The following is a 26873-nucleotide window of genomic DNA, read 5'->3' as shown; positions in this document are numbered from 1 at the left end:
GAGGGCCGAGGCCTCAGCCCTCGGTCCCGCTCTCGTTCTCGGTCTCGGGGGCGTCCCACTCAGCCAGCGCCACGACATCCTTCAGGAACCCGCGCAGGTCGAGGAACTTGGTCAGGTGCTCGCGGTGCTCGTCGCACGCCAGCCACGTCTTGCGGCGCTCCGGAGTGTGCAGCTTCGGGTTGTTCCACGCGAGCACCCACACCGCGTCGGCGCGACAGCCCTTGGCCGAGCACTGGGGAGTTTCGGGCGACGGTCCGGAGAGGTTCGCGAGGTTCACGCGTCAACCTTAAACGCCCTGGAACGCGCCCCGAAAAGGCCCTTGGAAGACCCCGGAAACGGCGACAGAAATGGCGACGCCGAGCAGCCACGGGGGGAGCTGCCCGGCGTCGGTCCGTCGCTCCGACGGGGGATGCGGAGCGCTCACGCAGTATGTCACGGGGGACCCGCTGCCCGGCACCGGAACAACATGATTGATCTGAGCTTTTCTTGAGCTTTGTCGACCGATTGTGCACCCGGGTCGGACCTCGCTCAGACCCGGTCCTCCGGGGCGGATTCCGCGGCGTCGGCGGCCGGTACCGGCGAGATCATGGGGCGCGAGGGCGCGGGCACGAAGGTCGACGGAAGCGAGGGGGCGTTCTCCCGGCCCGCGTTGGCGAAGACCACGGCGACGTAGGGGAGGAGTACGCCGAGCACCAGCGTCACGATGGCGACGTGGCGCTCCACGTTCCACAGCACTGCGGTGAGGATCACGGAAATGGTGCGGACGGACATCGAGATGATGTAACGGCGCTGCCGGCCGCGGATGTCGTCGGCGAGCCCTTGCCGGGCGCCCGTGATCCGGAAAACCTCGGCCCCACCGTTGTCCTTGCGCTTCCGCATCACACTCCACCACCCGCCAGCTAACCGGCATCTCCCCGGACCGGACTGCGTCCACGGTACGCCCGGTATGCGTCGGCTACGAGACCGGGGGCGGGCCCGACCTGGGGGCGTGGCCTGCGCAGTACCACGTACGGAGCTGTCCGACATGCGCCGTATGGCGTACGCGGTGACACTGATCGCGTGGGTGGCCGTTCGGCATCCCGCACCGCGCGAGGAGGCGACGACATGAGCTGGTTGTGGGCGATCATCGTGGGCCTGGTGCTCGGTCTGATCGCAAAGGCGATCCTGCCCGGCAAACAGCAGATCCCGCTGTGGCTGACGGTGGTCTTCGGCATCATCGGCAGCGTCCTGGGCAACTGGGCGGCCACAGGGATGGGCGTCAACGACACCGGCGGCATCGACTGGATCCGCCACCTGCTGCAGCTGATCGGAGCGGTGGTCGTGGTCGGCGTGGGCGACCGCTTGTGGGTGGCGCTGCGCGGGAACAAGAGCAAGGCCTAGACGCGCGAGTGCCCCGCACCCCGAGAGGGGTGCGGGGCACTCACATGTCGCGCTACGAGCCCTTGACCTCCACGGCCGCGAGGTTCTTCTTGCCGCGCCGCAGCACCAGCCACCGCCCGTGCAGCAGCTCGTCCGCGCCCGGTACGAAGTCCTCGGCGGCGACCTTGACGTTGTTCACGTACGCGCCGCCCTCCTTCACGGTGCGGCGCGCGGCCGACTTGCTGGCGACGAGGCCGACCTCGGCGAACAGGTCGACGACCGGACCGAGCTCGGCGACCTCGGCCTTCGGCAGCTCGGCGAGCGCCGCGGCGAGCGTCGCCTCGTCCAGGTCCGCCAGGTTCCCGTCGCCCTGACCGAACAGCGCCTTCGACGCGGAGATCACGGCGGCCGTCTGGTCGGCGCCGTGCACCAGCGTCGTCAGCTCCTCGGCAAGCGCGCGCTGCGCGGCACGCGCCTGCGGTCGCTCCTCGGTCTGCTTCTCCAGTTCTTCGAGCTCCTCGCGGGACTTGAAGGACAGGATCCGCATGTACGTCGAGATGTCCCGGTCGTCCACGTTCAGCCAGAACTGGTAGAACGCGTACGGCGTCGTCATCTCCGGGTCCAGCCAGACGGCGCCGCCCTCGGTCTTGCCGAACTTGGTGCCGTCGGCCTTCACCATCAGCGGCGTCGCCACGCAGTGCGCCACCGCGTCCGGCTCCAGGCGGTGGATCAGGTCGAGCCCGGCCGTGAGGTTGCCCCACTGGTCGGAGCCGCCCTGCTGGAGCGTGCAGCCGTAGCGGCGGTACAGCTCAAGGAAGTCCATGCCCTGCAGCAGCTGGTAGCTGAACTCGGTGTAGCTGATGCCCTCCTGGGACTCCAGGCGGCGGGCCACGGAGTCCTTGGTCAGCATCTTGTTGACCCGGAAGTGCTTGCCGATGTCACGCAGGAACTCGATCGCGGACATCCCGGCGGTCCAGTCCAGGTTGTTCACCATCGTCGCCGCGTTCTCGCCCTCGAAGTCGAGGAACGGCTCGATCTGCGAGCGGAGCCGGGAGACCCACTGGGCGATCGTCTCCGGGTCGTTCAGCGTGCGCTCCGCCGTCGGGCGCGGGTCGCCGATCTGGCCCGTGGCCCCGCCCACCAGGGCGAGCGGGCGCAGGCCCGCCTGCTGGAGCCGGCGCATGGTGAGGACCTGCACCAGGTGTCCGACGTGCAGGGAGGCCGCGGTCGGGTCGAAGCCGCAATAGAACGTGACCGGACCGTCCGCGAGCGCCTTGCGCAGTGCGTCCTCGTCAGTGGACTGGGCCCACAGGCCACGCCACTTCAGCTCGTCGACGATGTCGGTCACGGTTCTTGGTCTCCTTGAACAGGTCTGCTGGAACCCTGCCAGTCTATGGGCGCCCACCGACAGCGCCGTACCGAGTTGTCCGGGACGGCTCAGACGCCCTGGCTGACCGAGCTCATGTTGAAGTCCGGCACCCGCAGCGCGGGCATCGCGGCCCTGGTGAACCAGTCGCCCCACTCCCTGGGCAGCGTCTTTTCCGTGCGCCCCGCCTCCGTGGCCCGGCCGAGCAGGCCGATCGGCGACTCGTTGAACCGGAAGTTGTTCACCTCGCCCACGACCTCGCCGTTCTCCACGAGGTACACGCCGTCGCGGGTGAGGCCGGTGAGCAGCAGCGTCGCCGGGTCGACCTCGCGGATGTACCAGAGGCAGGTGAGCAGCAGCCCGCGCTCGGTACCGGCCACCATCTCGTCGAGGGACTTCGCGCCGCCGCCGTCGAGGATCAGGTTGTCGATGGCGGGCGCGACGGGGTGCCCGGTGAGCGCGGCGCTGTGCCGGGTCGTCGTGAGGTGCTTGAGCTCTCCCCGGGAGATCCAGTCGGTGGCGCCGACCGGCAGCCCGTTGTCGAACACCGAAGACGCGTCGCTGGAGGCGTGCGCGAGGACGAACGGGGCCGATTCGAGCCCCGGCTCCCGAGGGTCGCTGCGCAGGGTCAGCGGCAGCTCGCTGAGCCGCTCGCCCACCCGCGTACCGCCGCCCGGCTTGGAGAACACGGTGCGGCCCTCGGTCGCGTCCCGCGCCCCCGACGACCACATCTGGTAGATCAGCAGGTCCGCCACGGCGGTCGGCGGCAGCAGCGTCTCGTAGCGCCCGGCGGGCAGGTCGATACGCCGCTGGGCCCACCCGAGCCGGGTCGCGAGCTCCGCGTCCATCGCCGCCGGGTCGACGTCCTTGAAGTCCCGCGTCGAGCGCCCCGCCCACGCGGACCGCCTGCGGCCGTGCGACTTGGCGTTCAGCTCAAGGGTCCCGTTGGGCTGGTCGTGACGCAGCCGCAGCCCCGCCGACGTACCGAGATAGCTGCTGGTCAGCTCGTGGTTGGCGAAGCCGTACAGCTCCCGGCCGCCCGCCCTGGCCCGCGCGAACGCCTCGCCGAGCGCCGGCGCGAAGTCCGCGAAGACGGCGGACGAGGTCTCGGCGGGAGCGTCCGTGAAGTCGGGGGAGTGCGGTACGTCGCCGACCAGCGGCTGCGCGTCCTCGGCGGGCCCCGCCTTGGCCGCGGCCTCCTCGGCGGCGCGCACCAGCGACTCCAGGTCGTCCGCGGTCACGGCCGACCGGGACACGACGCCGGACGCCGTGCCCTCCTTGCCGTCGACCGTCGCGACGACGGTGAGGGTGCGCCCGCGCGTGACGCCGTTCGTGGTGAGCGCGTTGCCCGCCCAGCGCAGATTGGCGGTGGACGTCTCGTCGGCGATGACCACGCAGCCGTCGGCCCGCGACAGCTCGAGGGCACGCTCGACGATCTCGTACGGCTTGGTCCCGGACGTACGGGGGCTCATCGACCCGCCTCCTGCGTCGTGTTCAGAATGTTGACGCCCTTGAAGAGGGCGGAGGGGCAGCCGTGCGAGACGGAGGCGACCTGGCCCGGCTGGGCCTTGCCGCAGTTGAAGGCGCCGCCGAGTACGTACGTCTGCGGGCCGCCGACCGCCGCCATGGAGCCCCAGAAGTCGGTGGTCGTCGCCTGGTACGCGAAGTCCCGCACCTGCCCGGCCAGCTTCCCGCCCCGGATCGCGTACGCGCGCTGCGCCGTGAACTGGAAGTTGTAGCGCTGCATGTCGATGGACCACGACCGGTCGCCCACGAGGTAGAGCCCCCGGTCGACCCCCGCGATCAGGTCGTCCGTCGCGAGCCCGCCCGGATCCGGCTGGAGCGACACGTTCGCCATCCGCTGCACGGGGACGTGCCCGGGGGAGTCCGCGTAGGCACACCCGTTGGAGCGCTCGAAGCCGGTCAACTTGGCGATGCGCCGGTCGAGTTGATACCCGGCGAGGGTCCCGTCCTTCACCAGGTCCCAGGACTGTCCCGCCACGCCCTCGTCGTCGTACCCGATGGTCGCGAGCCCGTGCTCGGCCGTCCGGTCACCGGTCACGTTCATGATCTCGGAGCCGTACTTGAGCTTCCCGAGCTGGTCGAAGGTGGCGAAGGAGGTGCCCGCGTACGCCGCCTCGTAGCCGAGCGCGCGGTCCAGCTCGGTGGCGTGCCCGATCGACTCGTGGATGGTCAGCCACAGGTTGGACGGGTCCACGACCAGGTCGTACGCGCCCGCCTTGACGCTCGGCGCGCGCATCTTCTCGGCGAGCAGCTCGGGGATCTCGGCGAGCTCGCGGTCCCAGTCCCAGCCGGTCCCGGTGAGGTACTCCCAGCCGCGCCCCGCCGGCGGCGCGATCGTGCGCATCGAGTCGAATTCGCCGCTGGAGTCGTCCACGGCGACCGCCGTCAGCTCCGGGTGCAGCCGCACGCGCTGCTGCGTCGTGACGGTCCCCGCCGTGTCCGCGTAGAACTTGTTCTCGTGGACGCAGTACAAGGAGGCGTCCACGTGGGACACCCCGTCCGCCGAGAGCAGCCGCGCGCTCCAGTCGGCGAGCAGCCCGGCCCGCTCCTCCTCCGGGACGGTGAAGGGGTCGACCTCGTACGAGGAGATCCAGGTCTTGTCCGCGTGCACCGGCTCATCGGCCAGCTCCACGCGCTCGTCGGACCCGGCCGCCTTGATCACCTGCGCGCTCAGCTTCGCCATCGCCACGGCCTGCGAGGCCACCTTCGCCGCGCCGCCCATCGTCAGATCGACACCGGAGGCGAACCCCCAGGTCCCGCCGTGCACCACGCGTACCGCATAGCCCAGGTCCGTACTGTCGGAGGAGCCCGAGGGCCTCGCGTCCCGCAGCCGCACGGACGCGCCGCGCACCCGCTCGAGCCGGAAGTCCGCATGGTCCGCTCCCAGCGCGCGTGCGCGCGCGAGGGCGGCGTCGGCGAGTGCCCTCAAGGGCAGTGCGAGGAACGACTGATCGATCTCGTGGGCCATGGGCGGCTTCCCCTTCTGTCGCGGCGCAGTGCGTGTGAGTGAACCACGACACGTGCTGTCTGTGGGAACCCCACAGACAGCACCCCCTCGCCCTGTCGCCCCCGGATTCGGCACCCGGTGCCGGGGCCGGATAGGTTCAAGGCGTACCTGACCGCCGAAACGAAAGGGTGATCCGTTGAGCCGCTCGGTTCTCGTCACCGGGGGAAACCGGGGCATCGGCCTCGCCATCGCCCGCGCCTACCTGGAGCAGGGCGACAAGGTGGCCTTCACCTACCGCTCCGGAGAGCCCCCCAAGGAGCTCGTCGACGCCGGCGCTCTCGGCGTCCGCTGCGACATCACGGACTCCCAGCAGGTGGACGCCGCCTACAAGGAGATCGAGGAGAAGCACGGCAACGTCGAGGTCCTCGTCGCCAACGCGGGCGTCACCAAGGATCAGCTCCTCATGCGCATGTCCGAGGAGGACTTCACGTCCGTCCTCGACACCAACCTCACCGGCACCTTCCGGGTCGTGAAGCGTGCCAACCGCGGCATGCTGCGCGCCAAGAAGGGCCGCGTCGTGCTGATCTCCTCCGTGGTCGGCCTGCTCGGCTCGGCGGGGCAGGCGAACTACGCCGCTTCGAAGGCGGGTCTGGTCGGCTTCGCGCGTTCCCTCGCCCGTGAGCTCGGGTCGCGCAACATCACCTTCAACGTCGTCGCCCCCGGTTTTGTCGACACCGACATGACCCAGGCGCTCACCGACGAGCAGCGCAAGGGCATCGTGTCGCAGGTGCCGCTCGGCCGGTACGCGCAGGTCGAGGAGATCGCCGGAGTGGTGAAGTTCCTGACCTCCGACGACGCCGCGTACATCACTGGAGCCGTCATCCCGGTTGACGGCGGACTGGGAATGGGTCACTGACACCATGGCTGGAATCCTCGAGGGCAAGAAGATCCTCATCACCGGTGTGCTGATGGAGTCCTCCATCGCCTTCCACACCGCGAAGCTGGCCCAGGAGCAGGGTGCGGAGATCATCCTCACCGCCTGGCCGCGGCCGACGCTCACCGAGCGCATCGCCAAGAAGCTGCCGGAGCCCGACAAGGTCAAGGTCCTGGAGCTCGACGTCTCGAACGACGAGCACCTCGCCCGCCTGGAGGGCCAGGTCCGCGAGCAGCTCGGCGGCCGCCTCGACGGCATCGTGCACTCCATCGGCTTCGCGCCGCAGGACGCGCTCGGCGGCAACTTCCTGAACACGCCGTTCGAGTCCGTGTCCACCGCCATGCACGTCTCCGCCTTCTCCCTGAAGTCGCTGACGATGGCGCTGCTGCCGCTGATGAACGAGGGCGGCTCCGTCGTCGGCCTCACCTTCGACGCGCAGTTCGCGTGGCCGCAGTACGACTGGATGGGCCCGGCCAAGGCCGCTCTCGAGGCGACGAACCGCTACATGGCGCGTTACCTGGGCGAGCAGAACATCCGCTGCAACCTGATCTCGGCGGGCCCGATCGGCTCCATGGCCGCGAAGTCGATCCCCGGCTTCAGCGAGCTGGCGGCGGTGTGGGACAACCGCTCCCCGCTGGAGTGGAAGCTCGAGGACCCGGAGCCGGCGGGCAAGGGCATCGTCGCGCTGCTCTCGGACTGGTTCCCGAAGACGACGGGCGAGATCGTGCACGTCGACGGCGGTCTGCACGCCATCGGGGCCTGACACCTAGCTCACTCGTTCGGCCCACCGGCCGGGCGGGCGGTAGGGACCTCCGCGCACGCTGGTGCGAGGAGGTCCCTACGTGCGTCTGCACCCCCGTTTCACCGCCGCCGTCGTCCTGTTGCTCTCGCTGCCGTACGTCGCCGCGTGCGCGCAGGCGCAGGGGGCGACGGCCGAAAAGGGCGGCCACGCGCGCGTGGCCGAGAAGAAGCGGGAGCATTTCGGCGCGGACTGCCGGATCGACATCGACCGGGATCTCGTGAGCGCGACCTGTCACAACCCGTATCCCACGATCGACCGAGTCGCCCTGCACATCGAGTGCGACGAGTGGTGGGACATCGACACCGATTCACGCCCGAAGGCGGTGTTCCCGGCCGAGACCCTGCGGCTGGACGGGCGGTGCTGGAAGAACGTGCGGACCGCGTGGGTCAGTCACCGGAAGCCGGCGCGGTGAGCCGGCCGGGGCGGCAGTCGAACGGATAGCGCGCGGCCTCTTTGGCGGCGGCCTCGGCGTCGCCCACCCGGATCGCGTCGACGAGCGTCGTGTGGTCCATGTGGTTCTCCGCGGTGAGCCGCTCGCCGACGTCCTCGCGCAGCCAGTCCCGCATGACCTCGCCGAGGTCCGCGTACATCGCCGTCAGTACGTCGTTGTGGGACGCGGCCACCACGGCCAGGTGGAACGTCGCGTCCGCCGACACGAACGCCTCCGTGTCCCCGGACGACCAGGCCTCCTCGCGCCGCACGAGCAGCGCGTCGAGCTGCTTCAGGTCGCGCTCGGTGCGCCGCTCCGCCGCGAACTTCGCCGCGCTCGACTCCAGCGTGGCGCGCAGCTCGGCGATGTCCTGCGGGGCGGCCTCCGCGAACCGCCGCTGCATGACGCCCGCCAGCTCACTCGTCGCCACGACGTACGTGCCCGAGCCCTGCCGGATGTCAAGGAGGCCGTTGTGCGCGAGGGCGCGCACCGCCTCCCGCACCGTGTTCCTGGCCACACCCAGCTGTTCCACGAGCTCGGGCTCCGTCGGGATGCGGGAGCCCACCGGCCACTCGCCCGAGGAGATCTGGGCGCGCAGGGCGGAGATGACCTGCTCGGACAGGGCCGAGCGCTGGGGCGAGGTCAGCGGCATGACATTCCTTCGTGCAGGCGGAGGTCGTACGGTAGCGAACCGATTGGACAACCAATCATCCCATGATTCTAAGATGGGTCTCATGGCTAGTGAGGAAACCCCGACGATGGCACCACCGAGCGCCGCCCCCGAGACCCCCGTGCAGGCCGAGAAGCCCGCCCCGCGCGCGTGGGTGGTCCGGCTGGTCGTGGTCGGCATCGTGCTCGCCGCGGTGAACCTGCGGCCCGCCATCACCAGCCTCGGCGCCCTCCTCGAAGAGGTCCGCGACGGGCTCGGGATGAGCGGCAGCGTCGCCGGCCTGCTCACCTCCGTGCCGCCGCTCTGCTTCGCGATCTTCGGCGTGATGGCGCCCCGGCTCGCCAGGCGCTTCGGCCCGAGCGCCGTCGTCTGCGCCGGCATGTTCGCCATCGCCGCGGGCCTCGTCATCCGCCCGTTCACCGGCGGCACCGCCGGCTTCCTCGTGGCCAGCGCGCTCGGCCTGATGGGCATCGCCGTCAGCAACGTGCTGATGCCGGTCATCGTCAAGCGCTGGTTCCCCGACAAGGTCGGCACCATGACCGGCCTGTACTCGATGGCCCTCGCGCTCGGCACCTCCACCGCGGCCGCCGCGACGGTGCCGGTGACCTCGGCGCTCGGCGGGAACTGGAAGGCCGGGCTCGCGGTGTGGGCGGTGCTCGCCGTCGCGGCGGCGCTGGCCTGGCTGCCGCTCGTGGGCAAGAAGGACACGTCCACCCTGGCGGCCGCCGCCTCACCCGCCGCCGAGTCCGCCGCGGCCTCCGAAGGAAGCGGTCTGCGCATCGCCCGCAGCCGTACCGCCTGGGCGCTCGCCGTCTTCTTCGGGCTCCAGGCCACGGCCGCGTACATCACGATGGGTTGGATGGCGCAGATCTTCCGCGACTCGGGGGTCTCCGCGTCCACCGCGGGCGTACTGCTCGCCGTCACCATGGCGATGGGCATCCCGCTCGGCTTCGTCATCCCGCGGATGGCCGCCCGGCTGCCCAGCCAGGGGCCGATGGTGATCGCCCTCGGCCTGTGCGGTCTCGCCGGTTACGCGGGCCTGTACTTCGCCCCGGCCTCCGGCGCCTGGGCGTGGGCGGTGCTGCTCGGCATCTCCAACTGCGCCTTCCCGCTGGCGCTCACCATGGTCGGGATGCGGGCCCGCACGGGCGTGGGTGTCGCCAAGCTGTCCGCCTTCGCGCAGTCCACCGGCTACCTGATCTCGATCCCCGGGCCGCTGCTCGTCGGCGTCCTCAACCAGCACAGCGGCGGCTGGGGCGTCCCGATCGCGTTCATGGCCGCACTGATGGTGCCGCAGATCGTGGTGGGCGTGTTCGCGGGCCGCAACCGCACCGTCGAGGACGAGGCGGGCGACACGACCAAGGCCGCCCCGGCGTCCTGAGGGGCGGGGACAGGTGCGACACTTGGCGCATGTCGCCTGTGCTCGAGCCGAATCCCCAGAACGGCCAGAAGAAGCTGCTCCTCGTGCTCGGCGCGATGCTGGCCGTCACCGTCGTCGTCGGCATCATCGCGTCCATCGCCGCACCGTAGGGCGGGTCCGCGGGGCCGTGGTGGGGTTAACTCCACCATCCCCTAGGGGGCCAGTGTCAGGGTGAAGTGGGTGGATCACCGGATGGGCCCGAGGCCCCCGGTTCCGTAGCTTCGAAGTGTCGCCGAGAGAGTCGGCGCACCGGACGAAGCGCACCCACGGAACACGGCCCCCGGAGGCAGCAGCCATGTCGATGTCAGCCCCCACACACACCCGGCCCGACGTGGCAGCCACGGGTCGCGTCGACATCCGGCTGCCGTGGTGGGCGATCGTGCTGCCGGCCGTGGCCTTCGTGGCACTGCTCCTGCTGATCCTCAACCCGGCCGACGCCCAGGCCGTCGCGGGCGAACCGAGCCTGGTCGACATCCTGGGCCGCGCGAAGGACCTGGTGCTCCGCTAGGGCCTGATCCAAACGACAGGCCCCAGGGCCCATACAGGGCCGTTCACTCGTGCCGGGTGACCCCGTCAACTCCCTGCGCCCGGCCGAGGGTTTCATGCGAAGCTGGGACACATGAGCGTCGCAGAACCCCGCAGGATTGTCCTTTTCCGGCATGCCAAGGCGGACTGGCCGCAGGTCTCCGATCATGAGCGGCCGCTCGCCGAGCGGGGGCGCAGGGACGCCCCCGTCGCCGGCCGCAAGCTGGCCGACGCAGGCATCTCCTTCGACCTGGCCCTGTGCTCGACCGCCACGCGTACCCGTGAGACCTGGAAGCTCGCCGTGCAGGAGATGCCGGAGCGACCGAAGACCGTGTACGAGGAGCGGATCTACGAAGCATCGCCCGGCGAACTGATCGCCGTGCTGAACGAGACCCCCGACGACGTGCACAATGCCGTACTGATCGGCCACAACCCCGGCGTGCAGGCCCTCTCCGAGATCCTCGCCGCGGACGCCGACGAAGACGCCCGGCAGCGGCTGGACCGACGTGGCTTCCCGACCGCCGCGTTCTCCGTGCTCACGTTCACCGGACCGTGGAAGAGCCTGGAGCCCGGCACCGCCACGCTCGTCGACTACTGGGCGCCGAGCGAGTAACCGCCACCGCCCGTCCTTCATACGTACGACGTGGGGCCCGGTACCGACGACCGGTACCGGGCCCCACGCACGACGTCCTACGCGCTCTAGGCGCCCTGCGCGTCCGCGGCCTCGACCTCTTCGCGCGTGACGCCCAGCAGGTACAGCACCGTGTCGAGGAACGGTACGTTCACCGCGGTGTGCGCTGCCTCGCGCACGACCGGCTTGGCGTTGAAGGCGACGCCGAGCCCGGCCGCGTTCAGCATGTCCAGGTCGTTCGCGCCGTCACCGATCGCCACGGTCTGCTCGAGCGGCACCCCGGCCTCGGTGGCGAACCTCCGCAGCAGGCGCGCCTTGCCCGCGCGGTCCACGATCTCGCCCGTGACCCTGCCGGTCAGCTTCCCGTCGACGATCTCCAGGGTGTTCGCCTGGGCGAAGTCGAGCCCGAGGCGCTCCTTCAGATCGTCCGTGACCTGCGTGAATCCGCCGGACACGACGCCCACTTGGTAACCGAGGCGCTTGAGCGTACGGATCAGGGTGCGCGCGCCCGACGTCAGCCGGACCTCGCTGCGCACCTTCTCCACGACCGAGGCGTCGAGGCCCGCGAGCAGCGCCACGCGCGCGTGCAGCGACTGCTCGAAGTCGAGCTCGCCGCGCATCGCCGCCGCCGTCACCTCGGCGACCTTGTCCTCGCAGCCCGCGTGCGCCGCGAACAGCTCGATCACCTCGTCCTGGATGAGCGTCGAGTCGACGTCCATCACGACGAGCCGCTGCGCGCGCCGGTGCAGTCCGGCCGAGACGACCGCCACGTCCACGCCCAGCTTCGCCGCCTCGGTGGCGAGGGCCGTGCGCAGCTGCTCGGTCGGGGTGCCGGACACCGCGAACTCGACTGCCGTCACGGGGTACTTCGCGAGCCGGAAGATACGGTCGATGTTGCCACCGGTGCCGGTGATGGCGGCCGCTATCGACGCGGCCGACTCGGCGGTGAGCGGGTGACCGAGGACGGTGACGTGGGAGCGTCCGGTGCCGCGCGGACGGTTGTCGCCGATGCCGGAGATGATCTCCGCCTGCATCTTCATCGACTCGGCCCAGCTGTGGACGGTCGACCGGAGATCCCCCTCGAGCCCGGCCGGCGGCTGGGTCACCAGGGCACACAGGACGATGCGGCCGCGCGTGACGACCTGCTCGATGTCGACGACATCCACGGAGTAGGCGGCGAGGGTGTCGAAGAGCCCGGCGGTGATGCCGGGCCGGTCCTTGCCGAAGATCTTGACCAGGAGAGTGGGGACATCCGCCGGAACGTCCACGGGAGGGGCATCAGCGGTGGGCTGGGGCTGCGAAGCGCTCATGATGGCGCCTACGTTATCGGTCCTGTGTACGGCCCCCGCAATCACGCCCACTATGTAAGCCCCGCCGGCGATTCAGGCAGGTGTCCGGCCCTTCAAGCCCTTGCGGCGACTGAGCGGCGGGGTCCGGTTTTCAAGCCCCGCCTTGTGGACGAGACCCGCGGGGTCCGGGGCAGAGCCCCGCGACCGTTCCACGGCTCCCCGTCACGGGTCGTACGGCCGCAGATACGGATTCGTATCGGGGTTGGCGGGCCGATACGGGCTACTGGGCCGATACGGCCCCGCCGCCCCCACTGTCCCGTCCCCCGGCGGAGCGGCCCGCCGAGCGGCCCCGGTCACATACGCCAGCACCGCGCCCAGCGCCCCCGCCCCCGCCCCCCACGCCGCCCCGAGCAGCACCGCCATCCCGACTTGCCCGTGCAGTTCGATCCCCGCCCCGAACGCGTCGAAGCCGAGGACCGAGAGCGAGGCCCCCGCCGACACCCCGGTGAGCCACACAAGGAGCGGCAGCGCGAGCGCCGTCACGCCGCCCAGTCGCAACGCGCACCGCCCCGCGAACCCCAGGACGCCCTTCGTCACGGGTGAGCGCACGGCCGTCAGCACCCCGGCGAGCAGCATCATCACGGCCGCCGCGACGCCCAACAGCCACACCCTGCCGTCGAGTTCCGCGAGCCGCCCCAGCGTCATCGGCTCGTCGGACGACACCCTGAGCAGCTCGTCCAGCGGATCCGGCAGCAGCTTCGCGAGCTCACCCGTCGCCTTGCCGTCCCAGGGCACGAAGAGGCCGAGGGGAATGCCGAGCCACACCCCGTTGGGCGCCCCGAGCAGCGCGGCGCCCGCGATCCGCTTCGGATGGTCGTCGCCGATCGCCGCGTACGCCGCCGCTGCCAGGCCCGCGACGACCGCCATCAGCAGCACCGCCACGAGCGCCGAAGCGGCCGGGCGGACCGTCCGGTTCAGCGGGGCGAGCGCGCGCGGCAGCGGAGTGCGCCGCGACGCGAGCAGGGCGATCACCAGAACACCCACGACGAACGCCGCGGCGCCGAGCAACGAAGGGACCGTCTCCACGGTGAACCCGACGGAGGCCTTCGCGTCGACCAGGTCGCCGATCCGGTCGGGCAGCGCGTCACCGATCCCGCCCGGCAGCTTGTCCGCTATGCCCCCCGGAAGTTTGTCCCCGCCGCCCGGAATCTTGTCGAGCCCCAGCTGCGAGCCGTCGATCGTGATGACGTCGTGACCGGCCCAGGCGAGGCCGCCCATCATCGCCACGAAGAGCGCCACCACGGCGCCCGCGCGCGCGAGGAGTTCGCCGGGCGCCACCTCAACTCCGGCCGCGCGCAGGGAGCGTAGAAAGAACCAGCTGATTGCGAGCGCGCCCACCAGACCCACACCGAGCGGCGCGATGTCGATCGCGGCGTCCGCCTGCGCGCCCTCGATTCCGAAGGCCGAGACGTCCCCGGCAGGCGTCACACGGCCGCCTGCCGCGAGCGCCACCACGGCGGCCGTCATCGGCCCGAGCGAAGCGGCCGTATCCGCCTCCAGCAAGTGCAGGCCGAGCGCCGCGACTCCGGCCATCGCGATGAATGCCCAGCTCACCGCGGCCACGGCGGACAGCAGGACATCGCCGACGGGCAGGCGCGCGCGCCGCTTCGCATCTTGGCCGCTGTCCGCCAAGGCCATCAAGGACCCCCCGATCCGCCCCGCCTCGCCCCCTGAGATCCCAGTTGCTCATGATCCGTGGGGAGTTGTGGGCTCTTACCACTCTCCGGGGCCGCATCCGTACCGTCAACGGGGCGGGAGCCAAGGGGTGTGCGGGAGGTACGAACGGGCTTCGCGCAAGGCCCGCCTTTCGGTCACGGAGGGCTTCCTGAAATAGTTCCTCACGATGTTCGACATCCCTAGACTCCCCATGTCGGGGGAAAAACTCGGGGGACAACTCAGTGGGGCATGGAGTGCCTGATCTCGTACTGGAATTGAATGGCAGGACCTGGACGCTCGACGCGTCCAGGCCGTACACCCTCGGACGTGATCCGCAGGGTGACATCGTGCTCGACGACGCCCGGGTGTCCTGGCGTCACGCCACGATCAGCTGGGGCGGCCGCAGTTGGGTCATCGAGGACCACGGCTCGACCAACGGCACCTTCGTGCAGGGGCAGCGGATCCACCAGATGGAGATCGGCCCCGGTTCGTCCGTGCACCTGGGCAACTCCACCGACGGCCCGTGCCTGACCGCGCAGGGCAGCGCCCGCGCCGCCGCCGTTGCCACGCCGCACCAGGCGCAGCAGCAGGCCGCGGGCCTCGCGCAGCAGCCGTCACCACAGCAGTACCAGCAGCAGCCGAGCTGGTCCCAACAGGCGTCCCAACAGGCGCCCCAGCAGCGCGAGGCGCCACGGCAGCAACAGCCGCCGCAGGCGCAGTGGGTGCCGCAGCAGCAGGGCGCCGGCGGGGTCGCGGGGGCCCCGCCCGTGTACGGCGACCGCAGCCCCACCACGTTCCACCAGCTGTCGCTCGGCCGCGTCATGCGCATCGGCCGCTCCCTGGAGAACGAGCTGGTGGTCTCGGACCTCCAGGTCTCGCGCCTGCACGCCGAGTTCCACGCGTCGCCCGACGGCCGCTTCGAGATCCACGACCTCGGCTCGCACAACGGCACGTACGTCAACGGCCAGCCGATCCCCAAGGGCGGCACGACCCTCCTTGGGCCGAACGACATCGTGGGCGTGGGCCACTCCACGTTCCGCCTGGTCGGCGACCGGCTCGAGGAGTTCGTCGACACCGGTGACGTCTCCTTCTCCGCGCGCCATCTGACGGTCACCGTCGAAGGCGGCAAGCAGATCCTCAAGGACGTCTCGTTCGGCGTCCCGGAGAAGTCGCTGATCGCCGTCATCGGCCCGTCGGGCTCCGGCAAGTCGACGCTCCTGAAGGCGCTCACGGGCTACCGTCCGGCCAACGAGGGCGACGTCCTCTACGACAACCGGAACCTCTACAAGCAGTTCGCCGAGCTGCGCCAGCGCATCGGTCTGGTCCCGCAGGACGACATCCTGCACAAGGAGCTGACCGTCAAGAAGGCGCTCAAGTACGCCGCCAAGCTGCGCTTCCCCGCGGACACCAGCGAGCAGGAGCGCCAGCAGCGCATCGACGAGGTGCTGCGCGAGCTCAAGCTGGACATCCACAAGGAGAAGAAGGTCACCTCCCTCTCCGGTGGCCAGCGCAAGCGCGTGTCGGTGGCCCTGGAGCTGCTGACCAAGCCGTCGCTGATCTTCCTGGACGAGCCGACCTCCGGCCTCGACCCGGGCATGGACCGCGACGTCATGCAGCTGCTTCGCGGTCTCTCCGACGACGGGCGCACGGTCCTCGTGGTCACCCACTCGGTGGCCGAGCTGGCGCTCTGCGACAAGCTCCTTGTGATGGGTCCTGGCGGCGCCGTCGCCTACTTCGGCCCGCCGGAGGAGGCGCTCAACTTCTTCGGCTACAAGACGTGGGCCGACGTGTTCTCGGCGTTCGAGAACTACCGCGACTACGACTGGGCGGGCCGCTGGAAGGGCTCGCAGCACTACCAGATGTACGCGGCCGACATCGACGCCGTCGCCGCGCAGTCGGATCCGGTGGCGCCGCCCTCCGCGATCAAACCGCCCAAGACGCAGCCCTGGGGCTCCCAGCTGTTCACGCTGATCCGCCGCTATGTGTCGGTGATCGCCTCCGACCGGGGCTTCCTCGGCCTGATGGTGATCCTGCCCGCGGTCCTCGGCCTCGTCTCGGTGGTCATCCCGGCCGACTTCGGCCTGGGCCCGCCCAAGCCACCGGCCAAGTTCAACGGGGACGCCGGCACGATCATGCTGATCATCGCGGTCGGCATGTGCTTCTCCGCGGCGGCCAACTCGGTCCGCGAGCTGATCAAGGAGCGGGTCATCTACGAGCGAGAACGGGCCACCGGCCTGTCCCGCTCCGCGTACCTGATGTCCAAGGTCATCGTCCTCGGCGTGATCACGGCGTTCCAGGGCGTCATCATCTGCGCCATCGGCTTCATCCCGCGCGAGCTGCCGAAGGAAGGCCTCGTGCTGCCGCCGGCCGCCGAGCTGTGCATCTCGATCATCGCGCTCGGCTTCGCGTCGATGATGTTCGGCCTGGTGATCTCCGCGCTGGTGAAGACGTCCGAGAAGACGATGCCGCTGCTGGTCATGTTCGCGATCGTCCAGGTCGTGTTCACCGGTGTGCTCTTCCAGATCTACGGCACCGTGGGCCTCGAGCAGTTCGCCTGGCTGATGCCGTCCCGCTGGGCGGTGGGCGCCGCGGGCGCCACTCTGGACCTCAGCAAGCTGATGCCACCGTGGGACCCGCAGAACCCGAACGACCTCGACCCGCTGTGGGAGCACTCGGTCACCCAGTGGGGCATCAACCTCACGGTCCTGATCGTGCTCGCCGTCGTCTGCGGCTTCGCCGTCGCGCGCCTGCTGCGCCGGCACGAGCCCGAGGTCATGCGCAAGTAGGAGAGTCCGTAGGGACACACGAAGGGCGGCACCCTGTGGGTGCCGCCCTTCGTGCCGTGGGGGTTCAGCGTGTGCCGGACCTGGAGGTCCCGACTACAGGAATCAGTACGCGCTGTCCACGTTGTCGATGGAGCCGTACTTGTCGGCCGCGTAGTTGGCCGCGGCCACGAGGTTGGCGACCGGGTCGGTCAGGCTGTTGGCGGTGCCGTCGACGTGGTACGTGTCGAAGGTCGGCTGGATGACCTGCAGCAGGCCCTTGGAGGGCGTGCCGTTCTGGGCGTTGACGTCCGTGCCGTTGACCGCGTTCGGGTTGCCGCCCGACTCACGCATGATGTTGCGGTGCAGGCCGTCGTACGAGCCCGGAATGCCCTTGTCCTTCATGATGGCGAGGGATTCCTTGATCCAGCCGTCCAGGTTGTTGGCGTAGACCGGCTTGCGGGCGGCGGCACGCGCGGCGGCCTGCTTGGCCTCGCGCTCCTTCTTCGCCTGCGCCTCGGCCTTCGCCTTGGCCTCGGCCTCGGCCTTCTTCTCGGCCTCGGCCTTCTTCTTCGCCTCGGCCTCCTTGCGGGCCTTCGCCTTCGCCTCGGCCTGCTTGGCCTTCTCGCTGGCGGCGGCCTGCTGGTCGGTGACGCTGGCGTGGACGTCCTTGATCTGCTTCGCACCGGCGTCGGTGGTGAACGCGACCGGGGCGGCGGCGACCGTCTCGTCCTTCGCCTGGGCCTGGGTGTCCTGACCCGGAACCAGCGTCACCGCGAGGGCGGCGGCGCCGAGAGCGGCGACACCGGCGAGCGAGAACTTGTGGGTGCGGGTCAGCTGACTATGGCCGGCGTTGGCGTGCTTGGACATGAGATGGGGACCTCTCTAAGAACGGAAGTCGCTCGCGGGCCGGGGGACCGGACGGTCGTGTTTGGGACACGAACGCCGCGGGTAGGACCCCGCGGCGCCGAACAACGATGGACATTCTTAGCGGCCGCAAAATGCCGAGGCAAAGGTGTGACCTACGAACCCGGGTAGTGGGCCGGGGAGGCGCAAAAAGGGGCAAGAAGCCAATGTCCGACTTCCTGCCCCAGTGCAGCAACGGACCAAAGTCCCTTACTCATCCACTACGGACCTTCGTACGTGACGTGGGCCCTATGCGCGGCGTCACACGCGCCCCCTCCCGAACTCACTCGTGGTTGCCACTGCAACGCACAGCGTGAGGCCTCTCCTCCGGCAGGATGAGGTGCACGTCGCCGAACTCGTGCCAGAGGTAGCGCCCCCTCAGCGCCTCCTCATACGCACGGTCCACAGCGGCCCGCCCCGCCACCGCCTCCAGCATCAGAAGGTGGGAGGCCTCCGGCTCGTGCAGCCCCGTCAGCAGCCCGTCCACCACCCGCACACCGCGCCCGGGCGTCACGACGAGATCCGTCCAGCCACGCGCCGCCCGTACGGCCCCGTCGCCGTCGACGGCGGACTCGACGGCCCGCACGGCAGTGGTCCCGACGGCGATGACGTGCTGCCCCGCGGCCCTCGCGGCGTTGATCAGGCGGGCCGACGCCTCGGGCACCTCGAAACGCTCCGCATAAGGAGGCTCGTGCGACTCGGCGGACGCCACCCCCGTATGCAGCGTGATCGGCGCGAACTGCACCCCCCGGCTCACGAGCCGCGACACGATCGACTCCGTGAAGGGCCGCGCGGCACTCGGCATCTCCGCGCTGCCCGCCCCCGCGGCGTACGGCAGCGCGAACACCGTCTGGTAGGCGGCCAGCGGCTGATCCCGCTCCGTGTAGGAGTAGCGGATGGGCCGCCCGCGCCGGCCGAGCAGCGCGAGCACGTCCCCGGTCGCCCGCACCCACCACAGCCGCTCGCTCCCGGCCGCCAGCGGCTCCTCATAGGTGAGGCGTACGTCGCCGGGGAGCGCGACCACGGCCCCCGGGGGCCCTCCAGCGCGCGGCAGCGTCGTGCCCCGGTCGTCCGGGTCCCGCAGCTCGACCGCCCAGCGCCCGTCGTCGCCGCGCGTCGAGAAATGCACGACTACACGCGCGTGCCCCACCGTCCCGTCCACGGCGGCCGCCAACGTAGGAGACGTATTGACGACGAGCAGATCCCCGGCCCGCAGCACGGACGGCAGCTCGGGGAAGCGGTGATGGGCGGCATCGGTGCCGCGCGACACCAGAAGGCGTACGGACGATCTGTCCCGGCCGGGCCCCCGCTGCTCGGCCGGGACCCGCGCCGACAGCTCCTCGGGCACCCGCAGCGCGAGCGCCATCACGCCTCCAGGAGGGACGGGGCCGAGTAGCGCCCGCTCGCGGGGCGCCGGTCAAGGAGGCTCAGGAAGGCGGGGACCACGTCCTCGGGGCGCGGCACCTCGCTCAGATCCTCGTCCGGCTCGGCCGCCGCCAGCATGTCCGTCCGCATCCCGCCCGGATCGACCGCCCACACGCGCAGGCCCGGCTCCTCCACCGCGAGCACGGCCACGAGCTGGTCGAGGGCCGCCTTCGTCGACCCGTAGCCGCCCCAGGTCGGATACGCCTCCGTGGCCGCGTCCGAACTCATGCTGATCACCGTCCCGGCCGGCGCTTCGCGCAGCAGCGGCAGCGCCTCCTGGAGCAGACCGAGCGGCGCCACCACATTGACCTCCAGCGCCGACCTGAAGTCGTCCAGCGAGTGACGGCCGAGCGGCACCAGGGGCTCGGCGCCCAGCACGCTCGCGTTGTTCACCAGCAGATCGAGCCCGCCCAGCTCCCATGCCGCGGCGATCAGCTCCACCCGGTGCCCGCCGTCCGCGACATCGCCCGGCACGGCCGTCACCGCCCCACCGTGCTTGCGCAGCCGCTCCGCCACGTCCTCCAGCGGCCCGGCGGAGCGCGCGTCCAGGACCAGGTCCCAGCCCCGCTCGGCCAGAGCCGTCGCCAACGCCCTGCCGAACCCCCGCGAAGCCCCCGTGATGATCGCTACCGTCATGACAACCGTCCCCTTGAGTACGTCACCGTTGTGCGTCGTGTCCTCAACGTAGGAACGCGGCGGCCCTCGGCACCTCGTACGCGAGCAGCAACAACGCAGGGCCCTTCGCCCTACGCCGACCGACCTAGGCGGAGGGCGCCATCGGTCCGATCCGGCTGTCACACCCCGCCGGTACGGTGAGCTCATGAGTCAGGGTCCACGTACAGGCTTGGCCGCGGTGAGTGCCGCGCTCCTCGCCATGAGCAGGCATCTCGAGGTGCGCGACGTCCTCAAGACGATCGTCGCCTCGGCCCGCGAGCTGCTCGACGCCGAGTACGCGGCGCTCGGAGTGCCGGACGACCACGGGGGCTTCGCCCAGTTCGTCGTCGACGGCGTCAGCGAGGAGCAGTGGAAGGCCATCGGCCCGCTGCCGCGCCAGCACGGCATCCTCGCCGCGATGCTGCACGACGCGAAGACGGAGCGCCTCGCCGACGTCCGCGAGGACCCCCGCTTCGAGGGCTGGCCCTCCGCCCACCCGGACATGTCCGACTTCCTCGGCCTGCCCATCAAGGACGGCGAGGAGACGATCGGCGCACTCTTCCTCGCCAACAAGAACTGCCCCAAACCGCAAGGCGGTTGCGGCTTCACGCAGGACGACGAGGAACTGCTCGGGATCCTCGCCCAGCACGCGGCCATCGCGCTCACGAACGCCCGCCTCTACGAGCGCAGCCGCGAGCTCACCATCGCCGAGGAGCGCTCCCGGATCGCCCACGAACTGCACGACGCGGTGAGCCAGAAGCTTTTCTCGCTGCGCCTCACCGCACAGGCCGTGGCGACCCTGATGGACCGTGACCCGGAGCGCGCCAAAGGGGAGTTGGGTCATGTGGCGGAGCTCGCGGCGGAGGCCGCGGACGAACTGCGCGCCGCCGTCGTCGAGTTGCGCCCCGCGGCGCTCGACGAGGACGGCCTGGTCGCCACCCTCCGCACCCAGATCCAGGTGCTCGACCGCGCCCACGCGGCGCACCTCACCTTCACCACCAGCGGCATAAAGGCGCTGCCCGCCGCCCAGGAGGAGGCGATGCTGCGCGTCGCCCAAGAGGCGCTGCACAACGCGCTGCGCCACTCCGGAGCAGAGAAGATCCGGGTCTCGCTCGACAAGCGAGGCCAGGGCGCCGTGCTGCGCGTCACCGACGACGGTGCGGGCTTCGACCCGAAGGCGATCCGCAGCGCGGGCCGCCACCTGGGCCTCGTCTCCATGCGCGACCGGTCCAGCGGGGTCGGCGGCAGACTCACAGTGGAATCGGAGCCCGGCAAGGGCACCACGATCGAGATGGAGGTCCCCGGTGGCTGACCAGATCAAGGTACTGCTGGTCGACGATCACCAGGTCGTCCGCCGGGGCCTGCGCACCTTCCTGGAGGTGCAGGGCGACATCGAGGTCGTCGGCGAGGCGGCGGACGGCGCCGAAGGAGTCGCCCGCACCGAGGAGTTGAAGCCCGACGTCGTCCTGATGGACGTCAAGATGCCGGTGATGGACGGAGTCGACGCCCTGCGCCGGCTCCGCGAACTCGACAACCCCGCGAAGGTGTTGATCGTCACCAGCTTCACTGAGCAGCGCACCGTCGTCCCCGCCCTGCGCGCGGGGGCAGCCGGTTACGTCTACAAGGACGTGGACCCCGACGCCCTGGCCGGCGCCATCCGTTCCGTCCACGCGGGCCACATCCTGCTGCAACCCGAGGTCGCTGGTGCCCTGTTGGCCCAGGAGGAGACCAACAGCGGGCAGGGGAGGGGCGGTTCCCTCACGGAGCGCGAGCGCGAGGTGCTCGGCCTGATCGCCGACGGCCGCTCGAACCGGGAGATCGCCCGCGCCCTCGTCCTCTCCGAGAAAACGGTGAAGACCCATGTCTCGAACATCCTGATGAAGCTCGACCTGGCGGACCGTACCCAGGCCGCCCTGTGGGCCGTGCGACACGGCGCCGCGGGCTGAGACGCGGCGTCGTGGGCGCTGAGACGCGGCGTCGTGGGCCGAGAGGCACGCGCGGGCGCACGGACGCGACGGCAACACGGAGCGTCGCGCTCCGTTCTGGAATTCATACCGTCGTGTGGATGTCCCCCGGACGGCGTATCCCTTCCGGCGGTGGCGCGTTCTCCAATGCGTGCTGCGGCGGTCATGTCGCGGCGACCGCTGAGGAGGATCCAGAAGTGAAGAACCTGAAGAAGGCCGCGGCCGTCACCCTCGTGGCCGGCGGCCTTGTCGCTGCCGGTGCGGGCCTCGCCTCCGCCACCGACGGTGCGCAGGCCCACGGCCACGCCGTGAAGTCCCCGGGCGTCGGCTCGGGCAACCTGATCCAGGCCCCGGTCCACATCCCGGTGAACGCCGTGGGCAACACCGTCTCGGTGATCGGCGCGCTCAACCCGGCGTTCGCGAACGACGGCTACAACGGCTGACGTGTGCTCAGGGTTCGCCGGCCCCCGGGGTTTTCCCCGTGGGGCCGGTCCGCGTTTTGGGGCGGCTCCCCTGTTCGATAGCGCGGCTGGTCGATTCGTCGGCCTATTGATCCAATCGGGCGGATCGGGCGTTCGCCCCGTGTCCACCACGCGCCCCACGCGTTTCTCAGCGTGCGACCCCGCGGCTGGGGTCGGACCGCAATATCTGGAGGAACGCTTCTCATGAACATCGCCAAGAAGGCCGCCGTGGCCGTCGCCGTCGCCGGTATTGCTGCGGGTGCCTCCGCCGGTGCCGCCTTTGCCGACTCGAGCGCCGACGGCGTGGCCGCGAACTCCCCGGGCGTCGGCTCGGGCAACAACGTGGGCGTTCCGGTTCACGTCCCGGTGAACGTCGACGGCAACTCCGTCAACGTCATCGGCCTGCTGAACCCGGCGTTCGGCAACACCGCGGCGAACAACTGAGGTTCGCTGCCCCCGAGGCACAGGAAGGCCCCCACGGACCCGGTCCGTGGGGGCCTTCCCTCGTTCCCGGCCCTGTGCTCAGCCCCGCTCCCGCTCCTCCACGAACGCGTTGTACGCGGCCACCTGCGCGCGCCGGGCCGTCCGCTCCACCGGGCGCAGTGCGAGCGCCCGCGCCCCCATCTCCGACGCGCTCACCGCGCCCCCGTGCCCGCTCTCGTACGCCACGGAGATCAGCAGTCCCACCCGCTGCGCCAGCTCGAGCACCCGCACCGCCCGCCCCGGATACCCCGGAGCCAGCGCCTCGCGCCCCCGCTCGGCCCGCGCCCGGTACGCGTCCACGGCGGCCTCGGACACCGGCCCCGACCCGGCGACGTCCAGCCGCGTCAGCATCTCGGTTGCGTCCCGCAGCGCCTCCGCCAGCTCCCGCTCCGCCTCGCCGAGCGAGGGCACATCCGCCGGCGGCGCCTCCCGCACCGGCAGGCAGTGCCACGTCACCGAGACGTGCAGATCGCCCTCGGGGCCGACCTCGTAGACGTCGGGAACGAGCCCGAGCGCGGCGCCGTGACAGACCACCGCCTCCTCGGCCTCCAGGGCCCGCGCGTTGAACTCCGGCGGCCCGCTGAGCCCCAGCGGATGGCCCGGCGCGGGCAGCGCCACGCGCAGCCCGCCGACGCCGAGCGCCCTCAGTCGGCCGAGCGCCAGCGTCAGACCGACGGGCCCGTCCTCGCCCGGAAGCCCCGCCACACGGTGCGATGTGTCCTCGGCGACAATCGCGAGCGCCGCGTCATCGGGCGCGACAAATCCGCCAAGAAGGGCATTTCCCCAGGCCGCCAGGCGTCCGGAGCGTGGTTCAGTGAGCATGCGCCCCACCTTAGAAGCCCGCAAAGCTGCCAAAAGCCCGACCGATGGAATGGACCGTGGGGGCGGTGGCGTAAGTTTTCCCTGGGGGCCGTGCCGAGCAGGAACTATGCGAAGGCATGACGGACGCGGCGAACAGACGAGACTGCAATGGGAGACAACGCGCTCATGAGCGATGTACTGGAGCTGGAGGACGTATCCGTGGTCCGCGAGGGCCGGGCTCTGGTGGACCAGGTCTCCTGGTCGGTGAAGGAGGGGGAGCGCTGGGTCATCCTCGGACCGAACGGCGCGGGCAAGACCACCCTCCTGAACGTCGCCTCGAGCTACCTCTACCCGAGCAGCGGCACCGCCACGATCCTCGGTGAGACCCTCGGCAAGCCCGGCACGGACGTCTTCGAACTGCGCCCGCGCATCGGCGTCGCCGGTATCGCGCTCGCCGACAAGCTGCCCAAGCGGCAGACCGTCCTGCAGACCGTGCTCACCGCCGCGTACGGCATGACGGCCGGCTGGCAGGAGGAGTACGAGGAGATGGACGAGCGGCGCGCCCGCGCGTTCCTCGACCGGCTCGGCATGAGCGAGTACCTGGACCGCAAGTTCGGGACGCTCTCCGAAGGAGAGCGCAAGCGCACGCTGATCGCCCGCGCCCTGATGACCGACCCCGAGCTGCTGCTCCTCGACGAGCCCGCGGCGGGCCTCGACCTCGGTGGCCGCGAGGACCTGGTGCGCCGCCTCGGCCGCCTCGCCCGCGACCCGATCGCCCCCTCGATGATCATGGTGACGCACCACGTCGAGGAGATCGCCCCCGGCTTCACGCACGTCCTGATGATCCGCCAGGGCCAGATCCTCGCCGCCGGCCCGATCGAGCTCGAGCTCACCTCCCGCAATCTCTCCAAGTGCTTCGGCCTCCCGCTGGTCGTCGAGGAGAACAACGGCCGCTGGACCGCCACGGGCCTGCCCCTCAGCTGACCCTTCGCGCTCCCGCGCAGGCCGGACGTCCCCTGTCCGCGCGGGAGTTGCGGATCTACCATGGCCATGTGGCAGACATCGACGCATGGGTGTGGTGGCTGATCGGGGCGGCCGCACTGGGAATCCCGCTCGTCCTCACCGCCATGCCCGAGCTGGGCATGCTGGCCGTCGGCGCCGTGGCGGGCGCCGTCACGGCAGGCCTCGGCGGCGGTGCCGTCCTCCAAGTGGTGGTCTTCGCCGCCGTGTCGTGCGCCCTCATCGTGGTCGTACGCCCCATCGCCAGGCGCCAGCGCGCGGAACCACCCCAACTGGCCACCGGCGTGGACGCCTTGAAGGGCAAACAGGCCGTCGTCGTCGAGCGCGTCGACGGACAGGAGGGCGGCCGGATCAAGCTGGGCGGCGAGATCTGGTCGGCCCGCGCCCTCGACGCCGACGCGGCGTTCGAGCCGGGCCGGCAGGTCGACGTGATCGACATCGAAGGCGCCACCGCGATCGTCATGTGAACCGACAGGTGATCCGAACCAGCCCCGCCACGTGGGCAGTTCTGACACACTCGACTGCGCAAGACCTCATGATCTTCCGGCGCGAGGGCGCCGGGACCACGACGGTACGAACGGTACGAGGGGCACGGGAGACTCGATGTCAGCGATCATCATCGTCCTGATCATTCTGGTGGTGTTGGTCTTCATCGCGCTGATCAAGACCATCCAGGTCATCCCGCAGGCGAGCGCCGCCATCGTCGAGCGCTTCGGCCGCTACACACGCACGCTGAACGCGGGCCTGAACATCGTCGTCCCGTTCATCGACTCGATCCGCAACCGCATCGACCTCCGCGAGCAGGTCGTGCCGTTCCCGCCGCAACCGGTGATCACCCAGGACAACCTGGTCGTCAACATCGACACCGTCATCTACTACCAGGTGACGGACGCGAGGGCGGCCACGTACGAGGTCGCCAGCTACATCCAGGCCATCGAGCAGCTCACGGTCACCACCCTGCGAAACATCATCGGTGGCATGGACCTGGAGCGGACCCTGACCTCCCGCGAGGAGATCAACGCGGCGCTGCGCGGCGTCCTCGACGAGGCCACCGGCAAGTGGGGCATCCGCGTCAACCGCGTCGAGCTCAAGGCGATCGAGCCGCCCACCTCCATCCAGGACTCGATGGAGAAGCAGATGCGCGCCGACCGTGACAAGCGCGCCGCGATCCTCACCGCCGAAGGCATCCGCCAGTCCCAGATCCTCACCGCCGAAGGTGAGAAGCAGTCCGCGATCCTCAGGGCCGAGGGTGAGGCGAAGGCCGCGGCCCTGCGCGCGGAGGGTGAGGCCCAGGCCATCCGTACGGTCTTCGAGTCCATCCACGCCGGAGACCCGGACCAGAAGCTGCTCTCGTACCAGTACCTGCAGATGCTCCCGAAGATCGCCGAGGGCGACGCCAACAAGCTCTGGATCGTCCCCAGCGAGATCGGCGACGCCCTCAAGGGCCTCTCAGGTGCGTTCGGCAACTTCGGCGGCTCCATGCCGGGCGCCAGCGACGCGAAGACACCGCCGGTCATGCCGACGCCGCCCCAGCCGCGCCGCGAGCAGCCGCCGATCGACTAGTACGTCGAACAACGCGAGGGCCCGCCGACCATCAGGTCGGCGGGCCCTCGCGTCATGTCCCTACGCGGCGGTCTGCGCCAGCCACTCCGGCAGCCCGGCCCGCCCACCGGCACCGAGCGACAGCAGCATCGCATCGGCGGGAGTCGGCTCGAACGGCTGCCGCAGCAGCGGCATCCCCGCCTGCTCGGGCGTCCGGTTCGCCTTGCGGTGATTGTCGGCGGCGCAGGACGCCACCGTGTTCAACCACGAATCAGCACCGCCGTGCGACCGCGGCACCACGTGGTCGACGGTCGTCGCCCGCTTGCCGCAGTACGCGCACCGGTGCTGATCCCGAATGAGCACGCCCCGCCTGGACCACGGCGCGCGTCTTCGGAACGGCACCCGGACATACCTGCACAGCCTGATCACCCGGGGCACCGGAATATCGATCGCGGCACCACGCATGCGCAGCTCGGGGTGGACCTGCTCAACGACGGCCTTGTCCTGCAGCACCAACACGACGGCTCGATTGAGCGTCACCGTGGAGAGCGGCTCGAAGCTCGCGTTCAGCACCAGTGTGTCCCGCACCCTGCCCACCTCCCGTACACATACGCACCGGATCACCCCTCGGCGTCCGTGCGTCAACTCTGGCCGTGCACGCCGAGATGGACAACGCAATATCTGTAGCCCCAGGCAGAAAAATGCCCGCCCCTGATCAATTCCATGACCAGAGGCGGGCAAA

At 70.5% G+C, this 26873-nt stretch carries 29 protein-coding genes; 16 read left to right on the top strand and 13 right to left on the bottom strand.

Annotated elements, in window-relative coordinates; genetic code table 11:
- Nucleotides 1-13 precede the first annotated feature (13 nt).
- The gene (locus OHA73_RS12200) at nt 14-277 is read right to left on the bottom strand and encodes a hypothetical protein (protein ID WP_267070914.1); all 264 of its coding nucleotides are present in this window, start codon (nt 275-277) and stop codon (nt 14-16) included.
- Between the two features lie 251 nt (nt 278-528).
- Nucleotides 529-879 carry a DUF3099 domain-containing protein gene (locus tag OHA73_RS12195; protein WP_266721113.1) on the bottom strand — a complete coding sequence of 117 codons (351 nt, stop codon included), beginning with the start codon at nt 877-879 and terminating at the stop codon, nt 529-531.
- Between the two features lie 225 nt (nt 880-1104).
- On the opposite strand from OHA73_RS12195, the gene OHA73_RS12190 reads away from it, so the two are divergent.
- Entirely contained in the window at nt 1105-1380 is a 276-nt protein-coding gene (locus tag OHA73_RS12190; RefSeq protein ID WP_266721115.1) for a GlsB/YeaQ/YmgE family stress response membrane protein, read from the top strand.
- A gap of 52 nt (nt 1381-1432) precedes the next feature.
- Here the strand turns inward: OHA73_RS12190 and tyrS are convergent, their stop codons facing one another.
- The 3 genes from tyrS to OHA73_RS12175 form a co-directional block, all read right to left on the bottom strand.
- Nucleotides 1433-2707 carry a tyrosine--tRNA ligase gene (gene tyrS / locus OHA73_RS12185; RefSeq protein WP_327655048.1) on the bottom strand — a complete coding sequence of 425 codons (1275 nt, stop codon included), beginning with the start codon at nt 2705-2707 and terminating at the stop codon, nt 1433-1435.
- 89 nt (nt 2708-2796) lie between these two features.
- Nucleotides 2797-4197 carry a metallopeptidase TldD-related protein gene (locus OHA73_RS12180; RefSeq protein WP_327655047.1) on the bottom strand — a complete coding sequence of 467 codons (1401 nt, stop codon included), beginning with the start codon at nt 4195-4197 and terminating at the stop codon, nt 2797-2799.
- Entirely contained in the window at nt 4194-5717 is a 1524-nt protein-coding gene (locus OHA73_RS12175) for a TldD/PmbA family protein (RefSeq protein ID WP_327655046.1), read from the bottom strand. Before OHA73_RS12175 ends, OHA73_RS12180 begins: the two co-directional genes overlap by 4 nt.
- Nucleotides 5718-5892: 175 nt before the next feature.
- On the opposite strand from OHA73_RS12175, the gene fabG reads away from it, so the two are divergent.
- From fabG to OHA73_RS12160, 3 genes are all read left to right on the top strand, one after another.
- The gene (fabG, locus tag OHA73_RS12170) at nt 5893-6612 is read left to right on the top strand and encodes a 3-oxoacyl-[acyl-carrier-protein] reductase (RefSeq protein WP_266721122.1); all 720 of its coding nucleotides are present in this window, start codon (nt 5893-5895) and stop codon (nt 6610-6612) included.
- A 4-nt stretch (nt 6613-6616) separates the two neighbouring features.
- The gene (fabI, locus tag OHA73_RS12165) at nt 6617-7393 is read left to right on the top strand and encodes an enoyl-ACP reductase FabI (protein ID WP_327655045.1); all 777 of its coding nucleotides are present in this window, start codon (nt 6617-6619) and stop codon (nt 7391-7393) included.
- 79 nt (nt 7394-7472) lie between these two features.
- Entirely contained in the window at nt 7473-7844 is a 372-nt protein-coding gene (locus OHA73_RS12160) for a hypothetical protein (RefSeq protein ID WP_266721126.1), read from the top strand.
- On the opposite strand, the gene OHA73_RS12155 is transcribed toward OHA73_RS12160, so the two are convergent.
- Nucleotides 7819-8514: a FadR/GntR family transcriptional regulator gene (locus OHA73_RS12155; RefSeq protein ID WP_266721128.1), complete on the bottom strand. Its 696-nt coding sequence runs from the start codon at nt 8512-8514 to the stop codon at nt 7819-7821. The two genes, OHA73_RS12160 and OHA73_RS12155, sit on opposite strands and share 26 nt — an antisense overlap.
- Nucleotides 8515-8596: 82 nt before the next feature.
- Between OHA73_RS12155 and OHA73_RS12150 the strand changes: the two genes are divergently transcribed.
- From OHA73_RS12150 to OHA73_RS12135, 4 genes are all read left to right on the top strand, one after another.
- Complete coding sequence (locus OHA73_RS12150; protein ID WP_327655044.1) at nt 8597-9913, top strand: CynX/NimT family MFS transporter; 1317 nt, start codon at nt 8597-8599, stop codon at nt 9911-9913.
- A 38-nt stretch (nt 9914-9951) separates the two neighbouring features.
- Nucleotides 9952-10062 (top strand): SGM_5486 family transporter-associated protein, encoded by a 111-nt coding sequence (locus OHA73_RS12145; protein ID WP_266725572.1) that lies wholly within the window; start codon nt 9952-9954, stop codon nt 10060-10062.
- 191 nt (nt 10063-10253) lie between these two features.
- Complete coding sequence (locus OHA73_RS12140) at nt 10254-10460, top strand: hypothetical protein (RefSeq protein ID WP_267070919.1); 207 nt, start codon at nt 10254-10256, stop codon at nt 10458-10460.
- 111 nt (nt 10461-10571) lie between these two features.
- A complete protein-coding gene (locus OHA73_RS12135) occupies nt 10572-11090 on the top strand; it encodes a SixA phosphatase family protein (RefSeq protein WP_266721134.1) in 519 nt (172 codons plus the stop codon).
- Nucleotides 11091-11176: 86 nt separating this feature from the next.
- Here OHA73_RS12135 and serB read toward each other — a convergent pair whose 3' ends face one another.
- On the bottom strand, nt 11177-12418 hold the full coding sequence (gene serB / locus OHA73_RS12130) for a phosphoserine phosphatase SerB (RefSeq protein ID WP_266721136.1): 1242 nt from the start codon (nt 12416-12418) through the stop codon (nt 11177-11179).
- Nucleotides 12419-12619: 201 nt separating this feature from the next.
- Complete coding sequence (locus OHA73_RS12125; RefSeq protein WP_327655043.1) at nt 12620-14095, bottom strand: streptophobe family protein; 1476 nt, start codon at nt 14093-14095, stop codon at nt 12620-12622.
- Between the two features lie 272 nt (nt 14096-14367).
- Here OHA73_RS12125 and OHA73_RS12120 point away from each other — a divergent pair, with 272 nt between their 5' ends.
- Nucleotides 14368-16899 (top strand): FHA domain-containing protein, encoded by a 2532-nt coding sequence (locus OHA73_RS12120; RefSeq protein WP_443063060.1) that lies wholly within the window; start codon nt 14368-14370, stop codon nt 16897-16899.
- 102 nt (nt 16900-17001) lie between these two features.
- Here the strand turns inward: OHA73_RS12120 and OHA73_RS12115 are convergent, their stop codons facing one another.
- From OHA73_RS12115 to OHA73_RS12105, 3 genes are all read right to left on the bottom strand, one after another.
- Nucleotides 17002-17745, bottom strand: a complete 744-nt coding sequence (locus tag OHA73_RS12115) for a transglycosylase SLT domain-containing protein (RefSeq protein WP_327655041.1) — start codon at nt 17743-17745, stop codon at nt 17002-17004.
- Between the two features lie 319 nt (nt 17746-18064).
- Entirely contained in the window at nt 18065-19147 is a 1083-nt protein-coding gene (locus OHA73_RS12110; protein WP_327655040.1) for an S-adenosylmethionine:tRNA ribosyltransferase-isomerase, read from the bottom strand.
- The gene (locus OHA73_RS12105; protein ID WP_266721142.1) at nt 19147-19842 is read right to left on the bottom strand and encodes an SDR family NAD(P)-dependent oxidoreductase; all 696 of its coding nucleotides are present in this window, start codon (nt 19840-19842) and stop codon (nt 19147-19149) included. The genes OHA73_RS12110 and OHA73_RS12105 overlap by 1 nt, the downstream gene beginning before the upstream one ends.
- Nucleotides 19843-20026: 184 nt before the next feature.
- Between OHA73_RS12105 and OHA73_RS12100 the strand changes: the two genes are divergently transcribed.
- The 4 genes from OHA73_RS12100 (at nt 20027) to OHA73_RS12085 (ending at nt 22729) form a co-directional block, all read left to right on the top strand.
- Entirely contained in the window at nt 20027-21172 is a 1146-nt protein-coding gene (locus OHA73_RS12100; protein ID WP_327655039.1) for a GAF domain-containing sensor histidine kinase, read from the top strand.
- Nucleotides 21165-21806 (top strand): response regulator, encoded by a 642-nt coding sequence (locus OHA73_RS12095; protein ID WP_267070926.1) that lies wholly within the window; start codon nt 21165-21167, stop codon nt 21804-21806. Before OHA73_RS12100 ends, OHA73_RS12095 begins: the two co-directional genes overlap by 8 nt.
- 215 nt (nt 21807-22021) lie before the next feature.
- Nucleotides 22022-22267, top strand: a complete 246-nt coding sequence (locus tag OHA73_RS12090) for a chaplin (RefSeq protein WP_266721145.1) — start codon at nt 22022-22024, stop codon at nt 22265-22267.
- A gap of 222 nt (nt 22268-22489) precedes the next feature.
- On the top strand, nt 22490-22729 hold the full coding sequence (locus tag OHA73_RS12085; RefSeq protein WP_267070927.1) for a chaplin: 240 nt from the start codon (nt 22490-22492) through the stop codon (nt 22727-22729).
- A 78-nt stretch (nt 22730-22807) separates the two neighbouring features.
- Here the strand turns inward: OHA73_RS12085 and OHA73_RS12080 are convergent, their stop codons facing one another.
- Nucleotides 22808-23590, bottom strand: coding sequence for a hypothetical protein (locus tag OHA73_RS12080; protein ID WP_327655038.1), 783 nt, complete (start codon nt 23588-23590; stop codon nt 22808-22810).
- 165 nt (nt 23591-23755) lie between these two features.
- Here OHA73_RS12080 and OHA73_RS12075 point away from each other — a divergent pair, with 165 nt between their 5' ends.
- The 3 genes from OHA73_RS12075 to OHA73_RS12065 all read left to right on the top strand — a co-directional run bounded on the left by OHA73_RS12075 (nt 23756) and on the right by OHA73_RS12065 (nt 26152).
- Nucleotides 23756-24553 (top strand): ABC transporter ATP-binding protein, encoded by a 798-nt coding sequence (locus OHA73_RS12075; RefSeq protein WP_266721148.1) that lies wholly within the window; start codon nt 23756-23758, stop codon nt 24551-24553.
- A gap of 68 nt (nt 24554-24621) precedes the next feature.
- Entirely contained in the window at nt 24622-25056 is a 435-nt protein-coding gene (locus OHA73_RS12070) for an NfeD family protein (protein WP_266721149.1), read from the top strand.
- 136 nt (nt 25057-25192) lie between these two features.
- A complete protein-coding gene (locus tag OHA73_RS12065; RefSeq protein ID WP_266721150.1) occupies nt 25193-26152 on the top strand; it encodes an SPFH domain-containing protein in 960 nt (319 codons plus the stop codon).
- A gap of 60 nt (nt 26153-26212) precedes the next feature.
- Here the strand turns inward: OHA73_RS12065 and OHA73_RS12060 are convergent, their stop codons facing one another.
- Complete coding sequence (locus OHA73_RS12060; RefSeq protein ID WP_266721151.1) at nt 26213-26719, bottom strand: HNH endonuclease; 507 nt, start codon at nt 26717-26719, stop codon at nt 26213-26215.
- Between the last annotated feature and the right edge of the window lie 154 nt (nt 26720-26873).

Origin of the sequence: Streptomyces sp. NBC_00483, assembly GCF_036013745.1 — a bacterium.
Lineage (GTDB): Bacteria > Actinomycetota > Actinomycetes > Streptomycetales > Streptomycetaceae > Streptomyces.
This window is presented reverse-complemented; position numbering and strand designations above follow the sequence as displayed.

What these genes read in the sequence shown, in the direction of transcription:
- OHA73_RS12140 (WP_267070919.1), top strand. Translation starts at nt 10,254, where the DNA reads ATGTCAGCCCCCACACACACCCGGCCCGACGTGGCAGCCACGGGTCGC.
- OHA73_RS12105 (WP_266721142.1), bottom strand. Translation starts at nt 19,842, where the DNA reads ATGACGGTAGCGATCATCACGGGGGCTTCGCGGGGGTTCGGCAGGGCG.
- OHA73_RS12190 (WP_266721115.1), top strand. Translation starts at nt 1,105, where the DNA reads ATGAGCTGGTTGTGGGCGATCATCGTGGGCCTGGTGCTCGGTCTGATC.
- OHA73_RS12125 (WP_327655043.1), bottom strand. Translation starts at nt 14,095, where the DNA reads ATGGCCTTGGCGGACAGCGGCCAAGATGCGAAGCGGCGCGCGCGCCTG.
- OHA73_RS12150 (WP_327655044.1), top strand. Translation starts at nt 8,597, where the DNA reads ATGGCTAGTGAGGAAACCCCGACGATGGCACCACCGAGCGCCGCCCCC.
- fabI (WP_327655045.1), top strand. Translation starts at nt 6,617, where the DNA reads ATGGCTGGAATCCTCGAGGGCAAGAAGATCCTCATCACCGGTGTGCTG.
- serB (WP_266721136.1), bottom strand. Translation starts at nt 12,418, where the DNA reads ATGAGCGCTTCGCAGCCCCAGCCCACCGCTGATGCCCCTCCCGTGGAC.
- OHA73_RS12080 (WP_327655038.1), bottom strand. Translation starts at nt 23,590, where the DNA reads ATGCTCACTGAACCACGCTCCGGACGCCTGGCGGCCTGGGGAAATGCC.
- OHA73_RS12075 (WP_266721148.1), top strand. Translation starts at nt 23,756, where the DNA reads ATGAGCGATGTACTGGAGCTGGAGGACGTATCCGTGGTCCGCGAGGGC.
- OHA73_RS12135 (WP_266721134.1), top strand. Translation starts at nt 10,572, where the DNA reads ATGAGCGTCGCAGAACCCCGCAGGATTGTCCTTTTCCGGCATGCCAAG.
- OHA73_RS12175 (WP_327655046.1), bottom strand. Translation starts at nt 5,717, where the DNA reads ATGGCCCACGAGATCGATCAGTCGTTCCTCGCACTGCCCTTGAGGGCA.
- OHA73_RS12085 (WP_267070927.1), top strand. Translation starts at nt 22,490, where the DNA reads ATGAACATCGCCAAGAAGGCCGCCGTGGCCGTCGCCGTCGCCGGTATT.
- OHA73_RS12115 (WP_327655041.1), bottom strand. Translation starts at nt 17,745, where the DNA reads ATGTCCAAGCACGCCAACGCCGGCCATAGTCAGCTGACCCGCACCCAC.
- OHA73_RS12180 (WP_327655047.1), bottom strand. Translation starts at nt 4,197, where the DNA reads ATGAGCCCCCGTACGTCCGGGACCAAGCCGTACGAGATCGTCGAGCGT.
- OHA73_RS12100 (WP_327655039.1), top strand. Translation starts at nt 20,027, where the DNA reads ATGAGTCAGGGTCCACGTACAGGCTTGGCCGCGGTGAGTGCCGCGCTC.
- OHA73_RS12065 (WP_266721150.1), top strand. Translation starts at nt 25,193, where the DNA reads ATGTCAGCGATCATCATCGTCCTGATCATTCTGGTGGTGTTGGTCTTC.
- OHA73_RS12195 (WP_266721113.1), bottom strand. Translation starts at nt 879, where the DNA reads ATGCGGAAGCGCAAGGACAACGGTGGGGCCGAGGTTTTCCGGATCACG.
- OHA73_RS12110 (WP_327655040.1), bottom strand. Translation starts at nt 19,147, where the DNA reads ATGGCGCTCGCGCTGCGGGTGCCCGAGGAGCTGTCGGCGCGGGTCCCG.
- OHA73_RS12155 (WP_266721128.1), bottom strand. Translation starts at nt 8,514, where the DNA reads ATGCCGCTGACCTCGCCCCAGCGCTCGGCCCTGTCCGAGCAGGTCATC.